This is a genomic window from Phyllobacterium myrsinacearum (genome assembly GCF_014138285.1).
Taxonomy (GTDB): Bacteria; Pseudomonadota; Alphaproteobacteria; order Rhizobiales; family Rhizobiaceae; genus Phyllobacterium; species Phyllobacterium myrsinacearum_A.
Window position 1 is genome coordinate 954,862 of sequence record NZ_JACGXN010000001.1, and the last position, 16,697, is coordinate 971,558.

The window sequence follows — 16,697 nt, forward strand, 5'->3', positions numbered from 1 at the left end:
TGTCATTTCTTGCGCGTCAGCTTGGACAAGACTGAAGAGAGCCCCGGCTTCTTCTTGGCCTTCAGTTCGAGCCGACCCGTCAGGATATGGGCAATCTCATTGATGTTCTGGACAATCGCATTGGCAGAATCCGTCTCAGCCAGCATTCGTCCATTATTGGCTGCGTTTCCAAACAGCGCCGGTTCGAACGGGATCACGCCGAGCGGCGCAATACCCAGCGGACTGCAGAAATCTGCTGGCGCAATCTCCGGCCGCTTGGGAATTCCCACCTGATTGAGAATGAGCCGTGGCGGCCCGTCATTGGGCCGCAACTGTTTCAAGGTATCGAGCAGATTTTTGGTGTTGCGCAGATTTGCGAGCTCGGGCGAAGCAACAATGACGATTTCATCTGCCCGCGCCAGCGTTGTCCGGGTCCAGCCATTCCAGGTGTGCGGAATATCCAGAACCACATGTGGAACGGAGCGCTGCGCAACATCGATCAGATGGGCGAAAGAATCCTCGCGAAAATCGAACACACGATCGAGCGTCGATGGTGCCGCCAGCAGTGACAGATTTTCCGCACATTGGGCGAGGAGCCGGTCGAGGTAAACATCATCAATGCGTTCGGGTGAGAAGACTGCCTCGGCAATGCCCTGAGGCGGATCCTGATCGAAGTTGATATTGGCGGTGCCATAGGGCAGATCCATGTCTGCTATGACGACTTCATTTTTGAAAAGAGACGAGATTGACCAAGCTATATTATGCGCCAGGGTTGAAGCGCCTACGCCCCCTTTGGCACCAATGAATGCAATGGAGTTTCCCAGTGGCTTGGCATCGGGATCGACAAAGAGGCCGCCGATCACGCCAACGATGTCGGCCAGATCGATCGGTGCGACCATGTATTCAGAAATGCCGTTGCGCAAAAGTTCGCGGTAAAGCCAGACATCGTTGTAGTGACCGATGATGACAACCTTGGTGCTTGGGTCGCACACTTCCGAAAGCGCTGTCAGCCGTTCCAGCATATCACGTGGCGCAGCCGATGATTCCAGCAGAATGAGATTGGGTGTCGGCATCGTCTGGAAGAGTTCGACGGCGCTGTCTACACCACCCATGTGCAGTTGGGCGTGGGTTTTCGCCATGCGGCGATCTTCGCTTGCCCGCGATATTTGCTTTGCAATGGCATCCGTTTCGCAAAATGCCTGGATCGATATGCGGGGAATAGGCCGATAAGCGTGAAGCCTCGTCCCGGCAGGACGTTCGCCGCCATCTTCGAACTGATTCTCTGTTTCAAAGGCCAACTGGCTCATCTTAGCATTCCGCTTTTCGAAGAAAGGGTATGGATCTCTAGTAGTTCACGTCCTGTGTCTGCACAGGGGTCGGCGCAGGAGCTTTCCTATATTCATCGATGACGAATCCGCGGCGTTCCGCATCAATTGAAGTCATCGCTCTTGGTCCAAGCAAATCAGCAGGGTTGGCGATCTGGGCCGCCAGATTGTTCTGGCTGGCACAGCCGAAATTGGCGTAGTGCTTGTTATCTGCCGTATCCAGAATATCTTTGGGCCACTTGCCACAGGGTCCCGTCGATGCGGTCATGGCAGAGTATGACAGGCGAATGGGCGCTGATTCATCAGGATCAGCCTGATAGCGTTCGCTGGATATATTGAACGGCTTTACACCGCTCTTTCGCAGAGTAGCGACAATATCATCGCGCAGTCTGGTTGCTGCACGTTCGTTGGGGGTTCCCGATGGCAGCAGGATATGAATGACGCCAGACCCATTGGCGTGATAATTGGCAAGCACATTCTGAACGATGCTGCGCTGTGTAATCGACAATCTGTTGTCCGCATGGCCAACCGGAATATCCGCGACCTGCTCCTTTTCGGAGATGACGATGGGATGATTGGTCCGATAATCATCGGGAATGCTACCCACGGATCCATTGCGATCGGCACAACCCGCAAGAAGAGCGATCGCAAGAAGAGCAAGCACCGGCTTCATGCGTATGGATTTATTATCTGACATGGACGCGTCCTTGCTCATTTGTAGATGTATCCAACAACGCCTTCATAGCGTCCGGTCGGTGCGGCGGCAGCTTTGGTGCCATAGACGCGATTGACTTTGCCGAGAAACATTCCCGAAGCATCATCTGCGGGATTGAGGTTGTCGTCGGGACGGGCCAGCGCAGTGCGAGCGACCGGGCGCACCAAATACGGGGTAATGATGATGACGAGCTCGCTTTCGTTTCGCACGAACTCACGGCTGCGGAACAGCGTTCCCAGGATCGGGATTTTCGACATCCCCGGCAACCCCGAGATAGCAGCGCGGTTTTCATCCCGCATCAGCCCTGCAATCATCATCGAGCCGCCCGAGGGCAATTCAACAGTGGTGTCAGCCAAACGCTTGCGCAAGGAAATCAGATTGGTTGACGGCGCAGTGCTCCGGCCACTAAGCCCGTCGGAACCCGCACTGAGACTGATAGATCCTTCCATCGTGGGTTCAGAAACCGATGTCCGAACCTTCAGGCTTATTCGGCCCGGGGAAAGCACAATCGGAACGAATTCCAGGCCAATGCCATATTCCACTTTCGATATGTCATAACTTGATCGCTCGACACCAGTTTTTGAGTTTTCCGAGACCGTTTGGCCGGTAATCAAATTATACTCGCCGCCAACCTTGAACGTTGCCTGTTCGCCTGAAATCGCCGTGAGTGACGGCTCGGCCAAGGTTTTCATCACACCAGCCGCTTCCATTGCGTTGATGTAGGAGTCGATTGTTGCGCTGCCGATCGACAACGGGATGGAAGCGCCTGACGTACTCAACGATTTACCGACAAGTGAAGCGATATTCTCGGAACTGAACAAGATACCATCAGACTTAGTGGAACCGATAAGATTGACGCCCAATTGCTTCATGACTGTGCGGCTGACTTCCGCCACGGTAACTTTCAGTGTTACCTGATCTTCACCGGCAATCTGAATGAGATTGACGATCTTGCTCTTCTGGCGTTGTTCTTCCGAGTCACCGATAACGACGCTGGTACCCTTGCCGCTGCTCACGGCATTCTGCGAATACTGTCCTGTTGTCGCTTCACCGCCCGTCACCAGCAGCGTCGCAAGATCAGTGGCCCGCTTGGCGTCCAGGGGGGTCTGCACTGTTCCCGTCAAAATGACGTTGTCGTTAAGCAGCTCAACCTTGATATCCGAATCCGGAATGTATTTTTTGAGGCTGCCTTCGAGACCGGCAACATCCCGTTCGATCACCAGATCAAAGCTTGCGAGCTGCTCGCCATTTGGACCGAAAACGAAAATATTTGTCTGACCGACCTGCTTTCCAAAGAGATAGATGCGGCGGGCTGTGCGCGTCACGGCGTCTGCTACGGATGGATTAGCGACAAGAATGTCATAAGCATCAGCTGGAAGATCGACAACAAGTGATTTGTTGAGCGAAAGGTTGATTGTCTTCGAGGCGCCTTGGCCTTGATTCAGTTTGACAACATTGCTTTCTGCAACGGCCGCTGTCTGGATTGGCAGAAGGGCAACGCTACAGCCGGCTGCGATGAGACCGGCCCTCCAATATCGGGAAAGGCGATTGTCAGATTTGCCCGCCGTGACGATTGATCCGATCCCCATTTTATTTGCGCCCCAATATTTCAGTGACTGTTCCGGATTTGATGAGTTTCACATTCCCGGCCCGGCCCGGTGAGTTGACGAGATATTCGGCGCCCGGGCCTGTTGGCTCCTGTGCGTCCTGCAGGGATCTCAGCACCAGCGTCATGCGGCTCGCCATTTGCTGCGCTACCGCCAATATTTCTGCCTGTTGCGGGGTCAGTTCGAGGGTCGCGGTCGAGCCCAGTTTGTTTTTCTGGCCGGTCTCGTCCTCCTGAATCGTTTGATCGATGGCGAGAACGCGGACATTGCTCAGGATGGTTTCCGTGGCAAATTGCTTTTGCTCGCCGTCCACCTGGCGGATCATGATGACGTCAACATAATCATTAGGCAGGATGAAGCCGCCAGCAGAGGTATCAGCCGCGATCTGCGTCGCCACCGCCCGCATTCCGGCCGGTAGTTGCGCCGACATAAAACTCTGACCTTTGCCAATCAGCTTTGCTTCGCGGATCGGTTCTCCCGGGAATATCTGCAGCCGGACAGTGGATCCGCGCAGTTCCTCCTCGGCCTGTGGTCGTTCTGACCGTTTGATGTAACCATCGGCCAGTGCCGACACGGGCCAGGGCTGCCAGCGCATCTGGTTTTGCATTTCAGCACCAACACCAAGACCGTCGGTGGCAACCAGTACGTCCTGGAGTTCAATCTGCGGGGGCGGGGGGGCGACGGCTTCAACGACCGGTGCATCAGGCTTCATGGTCGTTGCGATGTAGCCAGCCGTACCGGCAGCCGTTATCGCCACGATGAGAATAACAACGCGTGCCTTTTGCATCGATGACCCCAATAGACTTTTGTCTAATTACCCAGGGTTGCACCTTGACTTGGCAATCGTGTAATTATGGTTAACACTTTACTTAAAAAGACAAAAAACGACAGTCACTATGTAGTTGTTTGTGCCGTCTTCATTGGAGGGCTGCCGTTTCAGCTACGAAACAACAAAGAGATAACTGCAAACTGTTAAACGTGAGCCAGTCTGCCCACGACCCACATGCACATGGGCGACGATGGAAACACCAGAAAGCCTGCGGCTCCGAGAGCGACCCCATAGGGCACACCTTCGTTCTTTTGTGCCAATCGATGCATGAACTCAAACCGTCCGGCGTAGACGATTGCCACGTGCGAGCTCCGATATCTGAGGATCGCCAGGGTTAAAGCACCACCAAGCAGCGACAGAATGAGCAGATAGCCTGCCAGTTCCATGTTCCAGCCTATCCAGACTGCAGTTGCAGTCATGAGTTTTGCATCCCCGCCGCCCATTGTTCCAGTTGCAAACAGCAGGAATGTGACGGCAAGAACGGCGGCACCCGCCGCAAAATGCAGGCCATAAATATCCCACGGCATTCCCGTCAAAGGGGCCAGCATAGCAAAAGACAGGAGCAGTATGATCGAGACGCGATTTTGGATCGTCATCGACAAGAGGTCGGATACGCCAGCAAAAGCCATCGCAAAGGGAAACACGATCAATATTGCCGCTTCGATCATCGCGTCATTACTCCAAGACTGGCATCAAAGCCATTTCCACGCTTGAAGATCATTTGGTAGCGTCCGAAACTCTGGTCGAAACACCCTCATAGGTGGCATTCAGGGCGGTTCCGAGTGTCCCAGCACCAGCCACGATCCCAATAGAGATGATGGCCGCAATCAGAGCATACTCGATGGCTGTTGCTCCGGACTTGTTCCGCGGAAAGCCAGTGAAAGCATTATCACCTGACTCTGCGAGATGTTTTGGACTGAGCATTGTGATCCCCCGCATTTCTATTGCCATTCATTATGGCCATCTTTGCAACGTGGCATGCTTGGAGATTATCCATGACGGATTGCTTTCATCTTAAAAAAGACCGTTACGAAAAGATGAAGTTGTGGTCTAAAATTGCCCCTTTTCGTGCCCGATCTTGTGGTGCGGCGACGAATAGGGCCGACACTCAAAATTATACTTAATGACTGGTGCACTGATTTAAGCCTTCTTTCACCAATCACAGGCATGGTTCCTTCAACGATTTTTCGAAGGGCATTCCCATGGTTCGACATAATGACCGGCGTATCCGTCAGCGCGGAGTAATCAGCATGCTGGCGGCCATGATCGCACTGTCCGGCGTAACGCTGGCCGGCGCTGACACCGGCATACATGTCGTCATGAATCAGGCAACCGTACTGAAGCTGGCCCGGCCGGCCGATACCGTGGTGGTCGGTGACCCCGAGATAGCAGATGCTGTCGTGAAGGATTCAAGAACAGTGGTGCTGACCGGCAAGGGTTTCGGGATGACCAATATCGTCATCATGGATGCCGATGGCGGCGCCATTGTCGATGACCAGGTTCTTGTCAGCCGTAGCGTTTCGAACACCGTGCGGGTTTACCGCCGCGCCGCTGTCCAAACTCTTTCCTGCTCTCCCTTCTGCGAGACATCACAGAAGACCGCCGCCGAGACGAAATCCGATACGGAAATTGGCGGCAACTGATATTCTTAGGCATGAACTCGCGTCAAAGTTGAGAAAGTGTGAATTAGCTCATCACAATTTGCATCTGCCTTCAAACGAGATTCTAACATCTGGCTGATAGAGCTTTGTCCGTTGCAGAGATACGGAGAAGGACAATCCATGCCGCGGGGAGCTGTTAGAGTTGAAGCGCATGAAGATTCCGGTCTTTCGAGGCCGGCACGCGCTGTCCGCAAGCCCACGATATTGTCGCGGTTCCGTAAAAGTAATCGCGGTACAGTCGCGATTGAGTTTGCGCTGATCGCTCTCCCCTTCTTTCTCCTCATCTTTGGTGTGATCGAGGTCAGCCTGAGCTTCACGGCAGAGCAGGTGATGTCCAACGCTGTTGACGACATTTCACGCCAGCTGCGAACCGGCCAGCTGAAACCCGGCGATGTAAGTGGCAGCAAGTTAAAAACGCTCGTTTGCGATCAATTGTTCATGGCGGAGGCAAGCTGCCCGGATCTCGTCGTTGATTTACAGACATACCCGACGTTCAAAGCCGTCCCAACGACTATTCCCCTCACGTCCGACCGGGATGTCGATACGACCGGATTCAAGAATTCTCCCGGCGGGGCAGGCACCATCAATCAGTTGCGGGCCTTTTATCGATGGCCCATCCTTACAGATGTGATGAAGGCACGCATTGAGAGCACAAAAGGACAAGGCAAGACCCTGCTTTTCTCCACTACGACCTGGCAAAATGAGCCTTATCTGTGATTGACGCCCGATCTTCCAAACGTTTCTTGTCTTCAGCGAAAGTCCAAGCCATGCAGCCGTGTCTAAAACTGCTCACAATCGCAAGCATGTCGAAGGCTTCCCTGGCGTCTTTCCTAAGAGATCGACGTGGGGTGGCGGCATTGGAATTCGCATTGATCGCACCGGTAATGCTCCTGCTTTTTCTTGGTATCGTTGAAGTGACTAACGGTTTTGACGTCAATAAAAAACTTGCTCGCGCGGGCACAATGGTCGGGGATTTGGTCACGCAGCAGCAATCCATCGCAAAAGAGAAGGTTGCCGATATCATGGAAATTGCGACCTCGGTCCTCTTGCCGTATCAACGCGACCTGCCCAAAATTACGGTGACATCCATCAATGTCGATAAGGATGGCAAAGCTACTGTTGGATGGTCCCTGCGCAAACAAGGTCAGACCATTTCAACGCCCTATACAAGTAATAGTGCAATTGGCATTGACCCCAATCTGCAGATTCCGGATTCAACGTTTGTCCGTGTTGAAATGAGCATCTCCTATATTCCGCTCATTGCCTGGACAATGAAGGATCCCGTCACCACCTCGTTAGGTACCAGTGGCACAGGGATCGCCATGTCCAAGATGCTCCATGGCCAGGCGCGTCAGGGCAAAGGAGTCGTTTGCACCAATTGCTGATACGCAAAAGTCGGCCTTAAAACGCGCCGTTCAATTGACCTGAGCACATGATGTTTGTCATCGGCTTCAGTTTCACCTATCTGTGGGTGCTGGTTCTGATGGAGTAAGGCATGTCTCGCGCTTTTCTTTTTGTGCTCGATTCTTTTGGCATAGGCGGCGCGCCCGATGCAGCAGCTTTCGGCGACACCGGCTCCACGACGCTGGGGCATATTGTGGAAGCATGTGCAGACGGCCGTGGAGACAAGGACGGTTTGCGGTCCGGCCCCCTCGCCCTGCCCCAGATGGCTACGCTGGGCCTTTTTCACGCGGCCAATCTTGCGTCTGATCTTGAGATTCCCGCTGACGTAACCGACCCTGTCGGATTGTGGGGAGCAGCGGAAGAAGTTTCCAACGGTAAGGATACACCATCAGGACATTGGGAGATCGCCGGTGTTCCTGTCCACTTCAACTGGGGTTACTTCCCGCAAACCATCCCGACCTTTCCCGATACGCTGGTCGCCGAGGCCATGCGTCTTGCCAGTCTGCCGGGTATTCTGGGCAACAAACATGCTTCCGGAACCGAGATTATCGAGGAGTGCGGAGAAGAACACATCAGCAGCGGCAAGCCGATTTTCTATACATCAACGGATTCGGTGATCCAGATCGCCGCGCACGAACAGCACTTCGGCCTCGACCGCCTCTATAAGCTTTGCGAGATCGTTCGCGAGCTGGTCGATCCACTGAACATTGGCCGCGTGATCGCACGGCCATTTGTGGGTGAGAGCAAGGACAATTTCGAGCGCACCGGTAACCGCCGCGACTATTCCGTACCGCCACCGGAGCTCACTTTGCTCGACAGGCTTACCGACGCGGGCCACAAAGTCATTGCCATCGGCAAGATCGCGGACATTTATGCACACAAGGGCATATCCCAGGTGCGCAAGGCCAATGGCAATATGGCGCTCTTCGAAGAGACCCTGATTGCGATGGATGACGCACAGGACGGCGATCTGGTATTTACCAACTTTGTCGATTTCGACATGCTGTTCGGACACCGCCGTGACGTACCTGGCTACGCCGCCGCTCTCGAAGCCTTCGATCGCCGCCTGCCTGAGGCCTTGGCAAAGCTGCGTACCGGTGACCTCCTCATACTGACTGCCGATCATGGCTGCGACCCGACCTTCAGGGGGACAGACCACACGCGCGAACGTGTTCCAGTTCTCTGTTTCGGGCCAGATCTTCCGCACGGGTCCCTCGGTATCCGCCCGACCTTTGCCGATATTGGCGAGACCATTGCTGCGCATCTTGGCATTGCATCAGGGCCGCACGGGAAAAGCTTTCTGAGAGGCACCGCATCCCATGCCTGAACTTCCTGAAGTTGAAACCGTGCGGCGCGGGCTGCAACCCTTTATGGAGGGCGCAACCATTGCACATGTCGAGCAACGCAGACCAGATTTGCGTTTCCCCTTTCCGGACCGGTTTGCTGAACGACTGACCGGACGCATCATCAACTCGCTGGAGCGCCGGGCAAAGTATCTCATCGTGCATCTTGATGACGGTTTGGGACTGATCAGTCATCTCGGCATGTCAGGATCCTATCGCATCGAACAGGATGCGGAGCAGACAGCACCGGGTGTGTTCCACCACGAGCGGTCAAGAAACACGACTCATGATCATGTGGTAATCCATGTGGAATCAAAGGACCGGATCAAAAGCCGCATCATCTATAATGATCCGCGCCGTTTCGGGTTCATGCTGTTTGCCGAACCGGGGATGCTCAATACACACAAGCTGATTCAGGATCTCGGTATCGAGCCGACAGGCAACCGGTTGGATGGGGCATTGCTGGCCAAGCTGTTCGAGAACAAGAATGCCCCGTTGAAGGCGGCCTTGCTCGACCAGAAGTTGATTGCAGGCCTGGGCAATATCTATGTCTGCGAAGCGCTATGGCGTGCCGAACTGTCGCCTCTGCGGGTGGCGGGAACCATTGCTGGAGAAAGTGGTGGTCCAACCCTTATGGCGGATCGGCTTGCCACGTCCGTTCGTTCGGTCATATCAGATGCGATCGCAGCCGGCGGCTCCAGCCTGAAAGACTATCGGCAGGCTGATGGAGAGCTTGGCTATTTCCAGCATTCATTTTCTGTCTACGACCGCGAAGGTGAGCCTTGCCCGCGTCCCGCCTGTGATGGCACGATAGCGCGTATCGTCCAAAGCGGGCGATCGACATTTTTCTGCCCGATCTGCCAGCATTAGGAGGAGCATCCGGATGGCCTACGAAAACATCATTGTAGAGACACGCGAAAAGGTTGGGTTTATCCAGCTCAACCGCCCGCAGGCGCTTAATGCGCTGAACTCCGCCCTGCTTGCCGAGCTTAGCGCTGCGCTTGAAGACTTCGAAAAGGACAACCGGATTGGTGCTGTCGTCATCACCGGGTCTGAAAAGGCCTTTGCCGCCGGTGCCGACATCAAGGAAATGCAGACGCTGGAATTTGCCGATGCCTATCTCAGCGATTATTTCAGCGAGTGGGAGCGGGTCACGCGCTTGCGCAAGCCGCTGATTGCCGCTGTGGCCGGTTACGCGCTGGGTGGCGGCTGTGAACTCGCCATGATGTGCGATTTCATCATTGCGGCGGATACCGCCAAATTTGGCCAGCCCGAGATTACCCTGGGCGTCATGCCTGGCATGGGTGGATCACAGCGACTGACGCGCTTTGTTGGCAAGTCGAAGGCTATGGACCTGTGTCTGACCGGACGCATGATGGATGCAGTCGAAGCCGAACGCAGCGGCCTGGTGGCACGTGTTGTGCCGGCTGGCGAACTCATTGAAGAAGCCTTGAAGGCCGCCAAAAAAATTGCTTCCTTCTCCCTTCCTGTGGTCATGATGACGAAGGAAACGATCAATCGGGCCTATGAAACCACCTTGTCCGAGGGGCTAAGGTTCGAACGGCGTGTCTTTCACTCGATGTTTGCTCTTGAAGATCAAAAAGAGGGAATGGCTGCCTTTGCCGAAAAACGCACGCCCCATTTCAAGAATCGTTGAACCTGAAATATCCACCGGCGAGGCGACGATTCCAAGTTGACGCAGCGGGAAACGTCATCTATAAGCCCGACAACGTTTGGTGGCCCCTCGGCCACCCTATTATTTTGTGACGGCCGCTTTGAAGCTGCCGAGTAGCTGACAGAAAAGAGAGGCATCATGGCCAACACTCCTTCGGCCAAGAAAGCGGCGCGTAAGATCGAAGCCCGCACCGAAGTAAACAAATCCCGCCGTTCACGCGTGCGCACTTTCCTTCGCAAGTTCGAAGATGCGGTGACAAGCGGTGATCAGGCAGCCGCGTCTGTAGCCTTCAAGGCTGTAGAACCAGAAATGATGCGCGCTGCGACAAAGGGCGTTCTGCACAAGAATACGGCTTCCCGGAAGGTTTCCCGTCTTGCGCAGCGTCTCAAGGGCATGACTGCTTAATTCTGCAAGAATAGTCTATTTTAAACCCGGCTGGTCTTTAGCCGGGTTTTTTATTTGCCATTTTTTTGAGCATAAATTCGTTTCCGGTGAAAAAGATTGTGGCATATCAAAACCCTGACATATGCCGGTCACAAATAGTTTCATACAAAAAGCGACAACCATCATTTCTCGTTTAATATCAATTACTTACGGAAGGTAGTCATTGCGCCCCAACCCCAGCCGGAAGAATCTGCCACCCCAGCCTCTGTCAAGCGATAATTTAATATTTTTTTTTGATCGCGCGACTCCGCACTGCAACAAAATCGGCATTCCAAAAAAGGCTTTGAATCCGAAGGCTTTTTCCGGGTCCAACCGGAGGTAGTTAAAAAAAACGTAAAAGCGTTAACCTTTAATTCACTAAAAAAGCGTCCTGCCTGCCCTTGCCCTCCCCGCAAAGGTTTTTGTAAGGTCCAGACATCGAAGGGGTGGGCAAAAACCCATTTAACAGGCTTATAAAATTAGTGGGTTCGGACGCAGATTTTTTGTTTGCGTAACGGGTAAGTTTTTGTCGAGTATCCAGGTTGTACGAACTTGGATCGTTTCAGAAAAGAAGCAAGTTGGCGGCGCTGGCATCAGCCGGGCGTGAGTCTTTTTGCGCCAAAGTTGAAAGGGATATGGACGTGACGGTTTTAAGAATTTCACTGCGAGATTGTTCAGACCTGTATTCCGCGTCCCTGACCTTATCCAATAAATAGCACCAGAAGATTGGACGCTGATCATCGGGGTGATCGGCTTTTAAAACTGCAGACCGGCTTCAGACCGGTCCACATGACAACACGGGCAATCTAAAGCCCGAACAGATAAATATCAGGATGAGGCGATGACAATGACCAGCGGAATAATGGAAAACGGCACGAATGCAGCCATGGTCCCGCTCCATATGGATGAAGGGAAAAGTATGGTATCGGCCAGCAGCCAGGGCGAAATGATTTTCGAGAGGGTCAAGACCAAACTCAAGGCCAAGCTTGGAAATGAAGTATACTCAAGCTGGTTTGGTCGCCTGAAGCTGGATGAAACATCCAAGAGTATTGTTCGCCTGTCCGTGCCGACTGCATTTCTCCGCTCCTGGATCAACAACCACTATTCCGAAATGATCAACGCGCTGTGGCGTGAAGAAGACGAGCAGATTCTGAAGGTGGAGATCGTTTTCCGCAGCGCCAGCCGTGCCTGCCGCCCTTCGCTGGAAGCTGAGCCCGCATTGCGCGCCGATCCACGGGCTATTGCCCGGGACAAGCCGGTTTTTCCCGTTGGCAACACGTCTCAGGACAAGAAGGCACCGGCGCATTTCGCTGACCGTGCAACAGACCGTCCAGGACAGAACTCGGTATTCGGTTCGCCGCTGGACCCGCGCTATACATTCGAGACATTTGTCGATGGCACGCCAAACCGCGTTGCCCTGGCCGCTGCACGCACCATCGCCGATGCTGGCGCCAGCGCCGTCCGTTTCAACCCGCTGTTCATCCATGCCTCCGTGGGGCTTGGCAAAACACACCTTCTGCAGGCAATCGCCGCCGACGCCCTGAAGCGCTCGGAGCGGGCCCGGGTGGTTTATCTGACCGCTGAATATTTCATGTGGCGCTTTGCAACAGCCATTCGCGACAACAACGCACTCTCGTTCAAGGAACAGCTGCGCGATATCGATCTTCTGATCATCGACGACATGCAGTTCCTGCAGGGCAAGTCGATCCAGCACGAATTCTGCCATCTGATCAACACTTTGCTGGACAGCGCCAAGCAGGTTGTTGTGGCCGCCGACCGTCCGCCTTCAGAACTGGAATCACTTGATGCGCGGGTGCGTTCGCGCCTTCAAGGCGGTGTTGCGCTTGAAATGATTGCACCTGATTATGTGATGCGTCTGGAGATTCTCAAGCGCCGCCTGGTTTCTGCACAGCATGAAGACCAGTCGCTGGATATCTCGCCTGAGATTCTCGATCATGTGGCCCAGTCCGTCACCGGAAGCGGCCGCGAGCTTGAAGGCGCTTTCAACCAGCTTCTGTTCCGCCAGACATTCGAACCGAATCTGTCCGTGGACCGCGTTGATGAGCTGCTCAGCCATCTCATGCGCGGCGGCGAAGCCAAGCGCATCCGCATTGAAGAAATCCAGCGCATTGTTGCGCGGCATTACAACGTGTCCAAGCAGGATCTTCTGTCCAACCGTCGCACACGCACTATCGTGAAGCCGCGTCAGATCGCCATGTATCTTGCCAAGATGCTGACACCCCGCTCCCTGCCGGAAATTGGCCGGCGCTTTGGCGGCCGCGATCACACCACGGTTCTGCATGCGGTGCGCAAGATCGAGGACGTCGCAGGCAAGGACCAGAAACTGTCACAGGAAATTGAGCTTCTGAAGCGTCTGATCAACGATCAGGCTCAATAAGGCCGGTTCGTCACTTATCAACAGAAAGCCTGTGGTATGGTACTTTGATGCCAGCCGCAGGCTTGCTTTTTAGGATGACTTTCTGCCAATTTGCTAGACCTTGGGGGAACTTTGCCCTCTCGCCAGAAAAAGCGCCGCAAGCCCCTGTTGGCTTTGGGTCGATAAAGACAGTGAGACCGGTTTATCATGCGTGTAACTCTTGAACGTTCCAATCTTCTGAAGTCGCTCAACCACGTCCATCGTGTGGTGGAACGGCGAAACACCATTCCGATCCTTTCGAACGTTCTCCTGCATGCCGAAGGTGCAAGCCTTGCCCTCAAAGCCACAGATCTTGATCTCGAAGTAACCGAAGCCACGGCGGCTCAGATCGAACAATCAGGTGCGACGACGGTGCCAGCGCATCTGCTTTACGATATTGTGCGCAAGCTGCCTGATGGCGCGGAAGTGATGCTGGCAACCAATGCCGACGGCAACTCCATGACCGTCACGTCCGGCCGATCGAATTTCCGCCTGCAGTGCCTGCCGCAATCAGATTTCCCGGAACTGACTGCAGGTTCGTTCACGCACACATTCCGCATCACATCCACGGCGCTGAAGAGCCTCATTGAGCGGACCCAGTTCGCCATTTCCACCGAGGAAACCCGCTACTACCTCAACGGCATTTATTTTCATGCCATCGAGAGCGAGGGTTCGCTAAAGCTGCGCGCGGTGGCTACGGACGGACATCGTCTGGCACGTGCGGAACTGGAAGCGCCTTCGGGTGCCGAAGGTATGCCTGGTGTCATTATTCCGCGCAAGACCGTCGCCGAGTTGCAGAAGCTTGTCGATGATCCCGATGTGGCCGTTACGATTGAGCTATCGGACACCAAAATCCGGTTCACTATCGGCTCTGTGGTTCTCACGTCCAAGCTGATTGACGGCACCTTCCCGGATTATCAGCGAGTGATTCCATCAGGCAACGACAAGAAACTGACCATCGACCGCCAGAGCTTTGCTTCTGCCGTCGATCGCGTCTCGACAATTTCGAGCGAGCGCGGCCGCGCCGTCAAATTGACGATTGCCGATGGCCAGCTGACGCTGACGGTGAACAATCCGGATTCGGGCAGCGCCACGGATGAACTTGCCGCGGACTATGACTCCGATCCGATCGAGATTGGCTTCAATGCCAAATATCTGCTCGATATAACGGCCCAGCTTTCCGGTTCAGAAGCAATCTTCATGCTGGCCGATGCGGGTTCGCCGACACTGGTGCGTGATACGGGCGACGCGAATGCACTCTACGTGCTCATGCCGATGCGGGTTTGACGCAAACGGACAATCCCGCTGTGACCGATAATCCCAGAACGGACGCGGGCAAACCGGCCCGTGTTTCGATCAGCAGGTTGAAGCTTGCGCATTTCCGCAATTACGAAAACCTGTCGCTGCGGCTCGGTCCGTCGCATGTGGTGCTGACCGGTGAGAACGGGTCCGGCAAGACCAACCTGCTTGAGGCGGTCTCGTTTCTTTCTCCTGGCCGTGGTTTGCGCCGCGCCACCTATACGGACGTTACCCGCAATGAAGCGCCTGATGGTTTTGCCATCCACGCGGCCATCGAGACCGAAGAAGGCTCCGTTGACGTCGGCACCGGACTCGCCGGAAATGCGCCAGGCGACACGGCGCGGCGCGTGCGTATCAATGGTGTGACCGCATCAAGCGCCGACGATCTCCTGGAATATTCACGGATTCTGTGGCTGGTTCCCTCCATGGACGGCCTCTTTACCGGCCCGGCCGGGGATAGGCGCCGCTTTCTCGATCGCATGGTGCTTGCCATTGATCCGGCCCATGGCCGCCGGGTCCTGGATTACGAGAAGGCTATGCGCAGCCGCAACCGGTTGTTGACGGAAGAACGCAGCAACAGCGCCTGGCTTGATGCCATTGAAACGCCTATGGCGGAACTTGGTATCGCAATTGCCGCCGCGCGCGCCGAACTGATGCGCCTGATCAATGGCATGATCGAGCGGCTGCCGGATGACAGCCCCTTTCCCAAAGCCGACTGCATTCTCGACGGTGAACTCGAAGCACGCGTCGGCATCGAATCGGCAACGGATGTGGAAGAAACCTTTCGCCGGGCACTGCATGACGGGCGCAATCGCGACCGCGCTGCGGGGCGAACATTGGATGGTCCGCACCGCTCCGATTTACTGGTACGCCACCGGCCCAAGGCTATGCCAGCGGCATTGTGTTCTACCGGCGAGCAAAAAGCCTTGCTGATCGGCCTTATCCTGTCCCATGCGCGTCTCACCGGTGAACTCGCCGGGATGGCGCCCATATTGCTGCTGGACGAGATTGCCGCCCATCTCGACGAGGGCCGCCGCGCCGCGCTTTTTGATATCATCGAAGATCTTGGCGGACAGGCCTTCATGACCGGCACAGACCGTTCGCTGTTTTCCAGCCTCAGCGGCCGCGCGCAGTTTTTTGAAGTGTCTCACGGAGAAGTGCACTCAGGATAGAACGGGCAATAGAAAGTCCGTCTGTGAGCGTGTTAGCATGTCAAAGAATCGAATTCTTTCTGCGATAACCCCATGAAACAAGGCCTCTACGGCCCCGGCTATCATTGCGCGGAGCCTTGATCCAATAAAGGAATCCTTATGCCTGATCTTTCCACCTTCCCCATCACTAAACGCTGGCCGGCACAGCACCCTGACCACCTGCAACTCTATTCTCTGCCTACGCCAAACGGCGTCAAGGTTTCCATCATGTTGGAAGAATTGGGACTGCCCTACGAAACGCATCTGGTTGATATCGGCAAGAACGAAAGCTGGACACCGGAATTCCTGTCGCTGAATCCGAATGGCAAGATTCCCGCGATCATCGATCCCGATGGTCCCGGCGGCAAGCCCCTGCCGTTGTTCGAATCGGGCGCCATTCTGCTGTATCTCGCCGAAAAGACCGGCAAGTTCCTGCCCGCAGATCCGGCACTGCGCTACCAGACTATTCAGTGGGTATTCTTCCAGATGGCCGCGATCGGCCCGATGTTCGGTCAGGTCGGCTTTTTCCATAAGTTTGCCGGCCGCGAGTACGAGGACAAGCGTCCGCTTGAACGCTACGTGAACGAGTCAAAGCGCTTGCTCGGCGTACTGGAAACACAGCTTGAAGACCGCCAATGGATCATGGGCGATGAATACACCATCGCTGATATCGCAACGCTGGGTTGGGTACGCAATCTGGTCGGCTTCTACGGAGCGGGTGAACTGGTGGATTATGCCAGCCTGAAGAACGTACCGGCATGGCTGGAACGGGGTCTTGCACGCCCGGCCGTGCAGCGCGGTCTTGATATACCCAAGCGCCCGTAAACACTT

Annotated in this window: 17 protein-coding genes; 11 read left to right on the plus strand and 6 right to left on the minus strand. The window is 54.9% G+C overall.

Going from position 1 to position 16,697, the window contains the following annotated elements; translation table 11 throughout:
• Positions 1 to 2 precede the first annotated feature (2 nt).
• The 6 genes from FHW16_RS04765 to FHW16_RS04790 form a co-directional block, all read right to left on the minus strand.
• Positions 3 to 1,286 carry an AAA family ATPase gene (locus FHW16_RS04765; RefSeq protein WP_182547975.1) on the minus strand — a complete coding sequence of 428 codons (1,284 nt, stop codon included), beginning with the start codon at positions 1,284 to 1,286 and terminating at the stop codon, positions 3 to 5.
• 37 nt (positions 1,287 to 1,323) lie between these two features.
• Complete coding sequence (locus FHW16_RS04770) at positions 1,324 to 2,001, minus strand: CpaD family pilus assembly protein (protein WP_182547976.1); 678 nt, start codon at positions 1,999 to 2,001, stop codon at positions 1,324 to 1,326.
• Positions 2,002 to 2,015: 14 nt separating this feature from the next.
• Positions 2,016 to 3,608 carry a type II and III secretion system protein family protein gene (locus tag FHW16_RS04775; protein ID WP_182547977.1) on the minus strand — a complete coding sequence of 531 codons (1,593 nt, stop codon included), beginning with the start codon at positions 3,606 to 3,608 and terminating at the stop codon, positions 2,016 to 2,018.
• A gap of 1 nt (position 3,609) precedes the next feature.
• On the minus strand, positions 3,610 to 4,413 hold the full coding sequence (gene cpaB, locus FHW16_RS04780; RefSeq protein WP_182547978.1) for a Flp pilus assembly protein CpaB: 804 nt from the start codon (positions 4,411 to 4,413) through the stop codon (positions 3,610 to 3,612).
• A 185-nt stretch (positions 4,414 to 4,598) separates the two neighbouring features.
• Entirely contained in the window at positions 4,599 to 5,123 is a 525-nt protein-coding gene (locus tag FHW16_RS04785) for an A24 family peptidase (RefSeq protein ID WP_182547979.1), read from the minus strand.
• A gap of 49 nt (positions 5,124 to 5,172) precedes the next feature.
• A complete protein-coding gene (locus FHW16_RS04790; protein ID WP_182547980.1) occupies positions 5,173 to 5,379 on the minus strand; it encodes a Flp family type IVb pilin in 207 nt (68 codons plus the stop codon).
• A 278-nt stretch (positions 5,380 to 5,657) separates the two neighbouring features.
• Here FHW16_RS04790 and FHW16_RS04795 point away from each other — a divergent pair, with 278 nt between their 5' ends.
• From FHW16_RS04795 to FHW16_RS04845, 11 genes are all read left to right on the plus strand, one after another.
• Positions 5,658 to 6,098 (plus strand): pilus assembly protein N-terminal domain-containing protein, encoded by a 441-nt coding sequence (locus FHW16_RS04795; RefSeq protein WP_182547981.1) that lies wholly within the window; start codon positions 5,658 to 5,660, stop codon positions 6,096 to 6,098.
• 138 nt (positions 6,099 to 6,236) lie between these two features.
• Positions 6,237 to 6,833: a TadE/TadG family type IV pilus assembly protein gene (locus FHW16_RS04800; RefSeq protein WP_182547982.1), complete on the plus strand. Its 597-nt coding sequence runs from the start codon at positions 6,237 to 6,239 to the stop codon at positions 6,831 to 6,833.
• 140 nt (positions 6,834 to 6,973) lie between these two features.
• Entirely contained in the window at positions 6,974 to 7,501 is a 528-nt protein-coding gene (locus tag FHW16_RS04805) for a TadE/TadG family type IV pilus assembly protein (protein ID WP_182547983.1), read from the plus strand.
• A gap of 110 nt (positions 7,502 to 7,611) precedes the next feature.
• Positions 7,612 to 8,847, plus strand: a complete 1,236-nt coding sequence (locus FHW16_RS04810) for a phosphopentomutase (RefSeq protein WP_182547984.1) — start codon at positions 7,612 to 7,614, stop codon at positions 8,845 to 8,847.
• Positions 8,840 to 9,733 (plus strand): bifunctional DNA-formamidopyrimidine glycosylase/DNA-(apurinic or apyrimidinic site) lyase, encoded by an 894-nt coding sequence (mutM, locus tag FHW16_RS04815; RefSeq protein WP_182547985.1) that lies wholly within the window; start codon positions 8,840 to 8,842, stop codon positions 9,731 to 9,733. Before FHW16_RS04810 ends, mutM begins: the two co-directional genes overlap by 8 nt.
• A gap of 13 nt (positions 9,734 to 9,746) precedes the next feature.
• Positions 9,747 to 10,520, plus strand: coding sequence for an enoyl-CoA hydratase (locus FHW16_RS04820; RefSeq protein WP_182547986.1), 774 nt, complete (start codon positions 9,747 to 9,749; stop codon positions 10,518 to 10,520).
• A gap of 156 nt (positions 10,521 to 10,676) precedes the next feature.
• Positions 10,677 to 10,943 carry a 30S ribosomal protein S20 gene (rpsT, locus tag FHW16_RS04825; protein WP_182547987.1) on the plus strand — a complete coding sequence of 89 codons (267 nt, stop codon included), beginning with the start codon at positions 10,677 to 10,679 and terminating at the stop codon, positions 10,941 to 10,943.
• A gap of 937 nt (positions 10,944 to 11,880) precedes the next feature.
• Positions 11,881 to 13,359 (plus strand): chromosomal replication initiator protein DnaA, encoded by a 1,479-nt coding sequence (dnaA, locus tag FHW16_RS04830; RefSeq protein WP_432652009.1) that lies wholly within the window; start codon positions 11,881 to 11,883, stop codon positions 13,357 to 13,359.
• Between the two features lie 186 nt (positions 13,360 to 13,545).
• Positions 13,546 to 14,664 carry a DNA polymerase III subunit beta gene (dnaN, locus tag FHW16_RS04835; RefSeq protein WP_182547988.1) on the plus strand — a complete coding sequence of 373 codons (1,119 nt, stop codon included), beginning with the start codon at positions 13,546 to 13,548 and terminating at the stop codon, positions 14,662 to 14,664.
• Positions 14,665 to 14,684: 20 nt separating this feature from the next.
• Complete coding sequence (recF, locus tag FHW16_RS04840) at positions 14,685 to 15,848, plus strand: DNA replication/repair protein RecF (RefSeq protein WP_182547989.1); 1,164 nt, start codon at positions 14,685 to 14,687, stop codon at positions 15,846 to 15,848.
• A gap of 138 nt (positions 15,849 to 15,986) precedes the next feature.
• Positions 15,987 to 16,691 carry a glutathione S-transferase N-terminal domain-containing protein gene (locus FHW16_RS04845; protein ID WP_182547990.1) on the plus strand — a complete coding sequence of 235 codons (705 nt, stop codon included), beginning with the start codon at positions 15,987 to 15,989 and terminating at the stop codon, positions 16,689 to 16,691.
• The last annotated feature ends 6 nt before the right edge of the window (positions 16,692 to 16,697 follow it).

Excerpts from the sequence above, each read along its gene's own strand:
- FHW16_RS04765 (WP_182547975.1), bottom strand. The coding sequence starts at position 1,286 with ATGAGCCAGTTGGCCTTTGAAACAGAGAATCAGTTCGAAGATGGCGGC.
- FHW16_RS04770 (WP_182547976.1), bottom strand. The coding sequence starts at position 2,001 with ATGTCAGATAATAAATCCATACGCATGAAGCCGGTGCTTGCTCTTCTT.
- FHW16_RS04775 (WP_182547977.1), bottom strand. The coding sequence starts at position 3,608 with ATGGGGATCGGATCAATCGTCACGGCGGGCAAATCTGACAATCGCCTT.
- cpaB (WP_182547978.1), bottom strand. The coding sequence starts at position 4,413 with ATGCAAAAGGCACGCGTTGTTATTCTCATCGTGGCGATAACGGCTGCC.
- FHW16_RS04785 (WP_182547979.1), bottom strand. The coding sequence starts at position 5,123 with ATGATCGAAGCGGCAATATTGATCGTGTTTCCCTTTGCGATGGCTTTT.
- FHW16_RS04790 (WP_182547980.1), bottom strand. The coding sequence starts at position 5,379 with ATGCTCAGTCCAAAACATCTCGCAGAGTCAGGTGATAATGCTTTCACT.
- FHW16_RS04795 (WP_182547981.1), top strand. The coding sequence starts at position 5,658 with ATGGTTCGACATAATGACCGGCGTATCCGTCAGCGCGGAGTAATCAGC.
- FHW16_RS04800 (WP_182547982.1), top strand. The coding sequence starts at position 6,237 with ATGCCGCGGGGAGCTGTTAGAGTTGAAGCGCATGAAGATTCCGGTCTT.
- FHW16_RS04810 (WP_182547984.1), top strand. The coding sequence starts at position 7,612 with ATGTCTCGCGCTTTTCTTTTTGTGCTCGATTCTTTTGGCATAGGCGGC.
- mutM (WP_182547985.1), top strand. The coding sequence starts at position 8,840 with ATGCCTGAACTTCCTGAAGTTGAAACCGTGCGGCGCGGGCTGCAACCC.
- FHW16_RS04820 (WP_182547986.1), top strand. The coding sequence starts at position 9,747 with ATGGCCTACGAAAACATCATTGTAGAGACACGCGAAAAGGTTGGGTTT.
- rpsT (WP_182547987.1), top strand. The coding sequence starts at position 10,677 with ATGGCCAACACTCCTTCGGCCAAGAAAGCGGCGCGTAAGATCGAAGCC.
- dnaA (WP_432652009.1), top strand. The coding sequence starts at position 11,881 with ATGGTATCGGCCAGCAGCCAGGGCGAAATGATTTTCGAGAGGGTCAAG.
- dnaN (WP_182547988.1), top strand. The coding sequence starts at position 13,546 with ATGCGTGTAACTCTTGAACGTTCCAATCTTCTGAAGTCGCTCAACCAC.
- FHW16_RS04845 (WP_182547990.1), top strand. The coding sequence starts at position 15,987 with ATGCCTGATCTTTCCACCTTCCCCATCACTAAACGCTGGCCGGCACAG.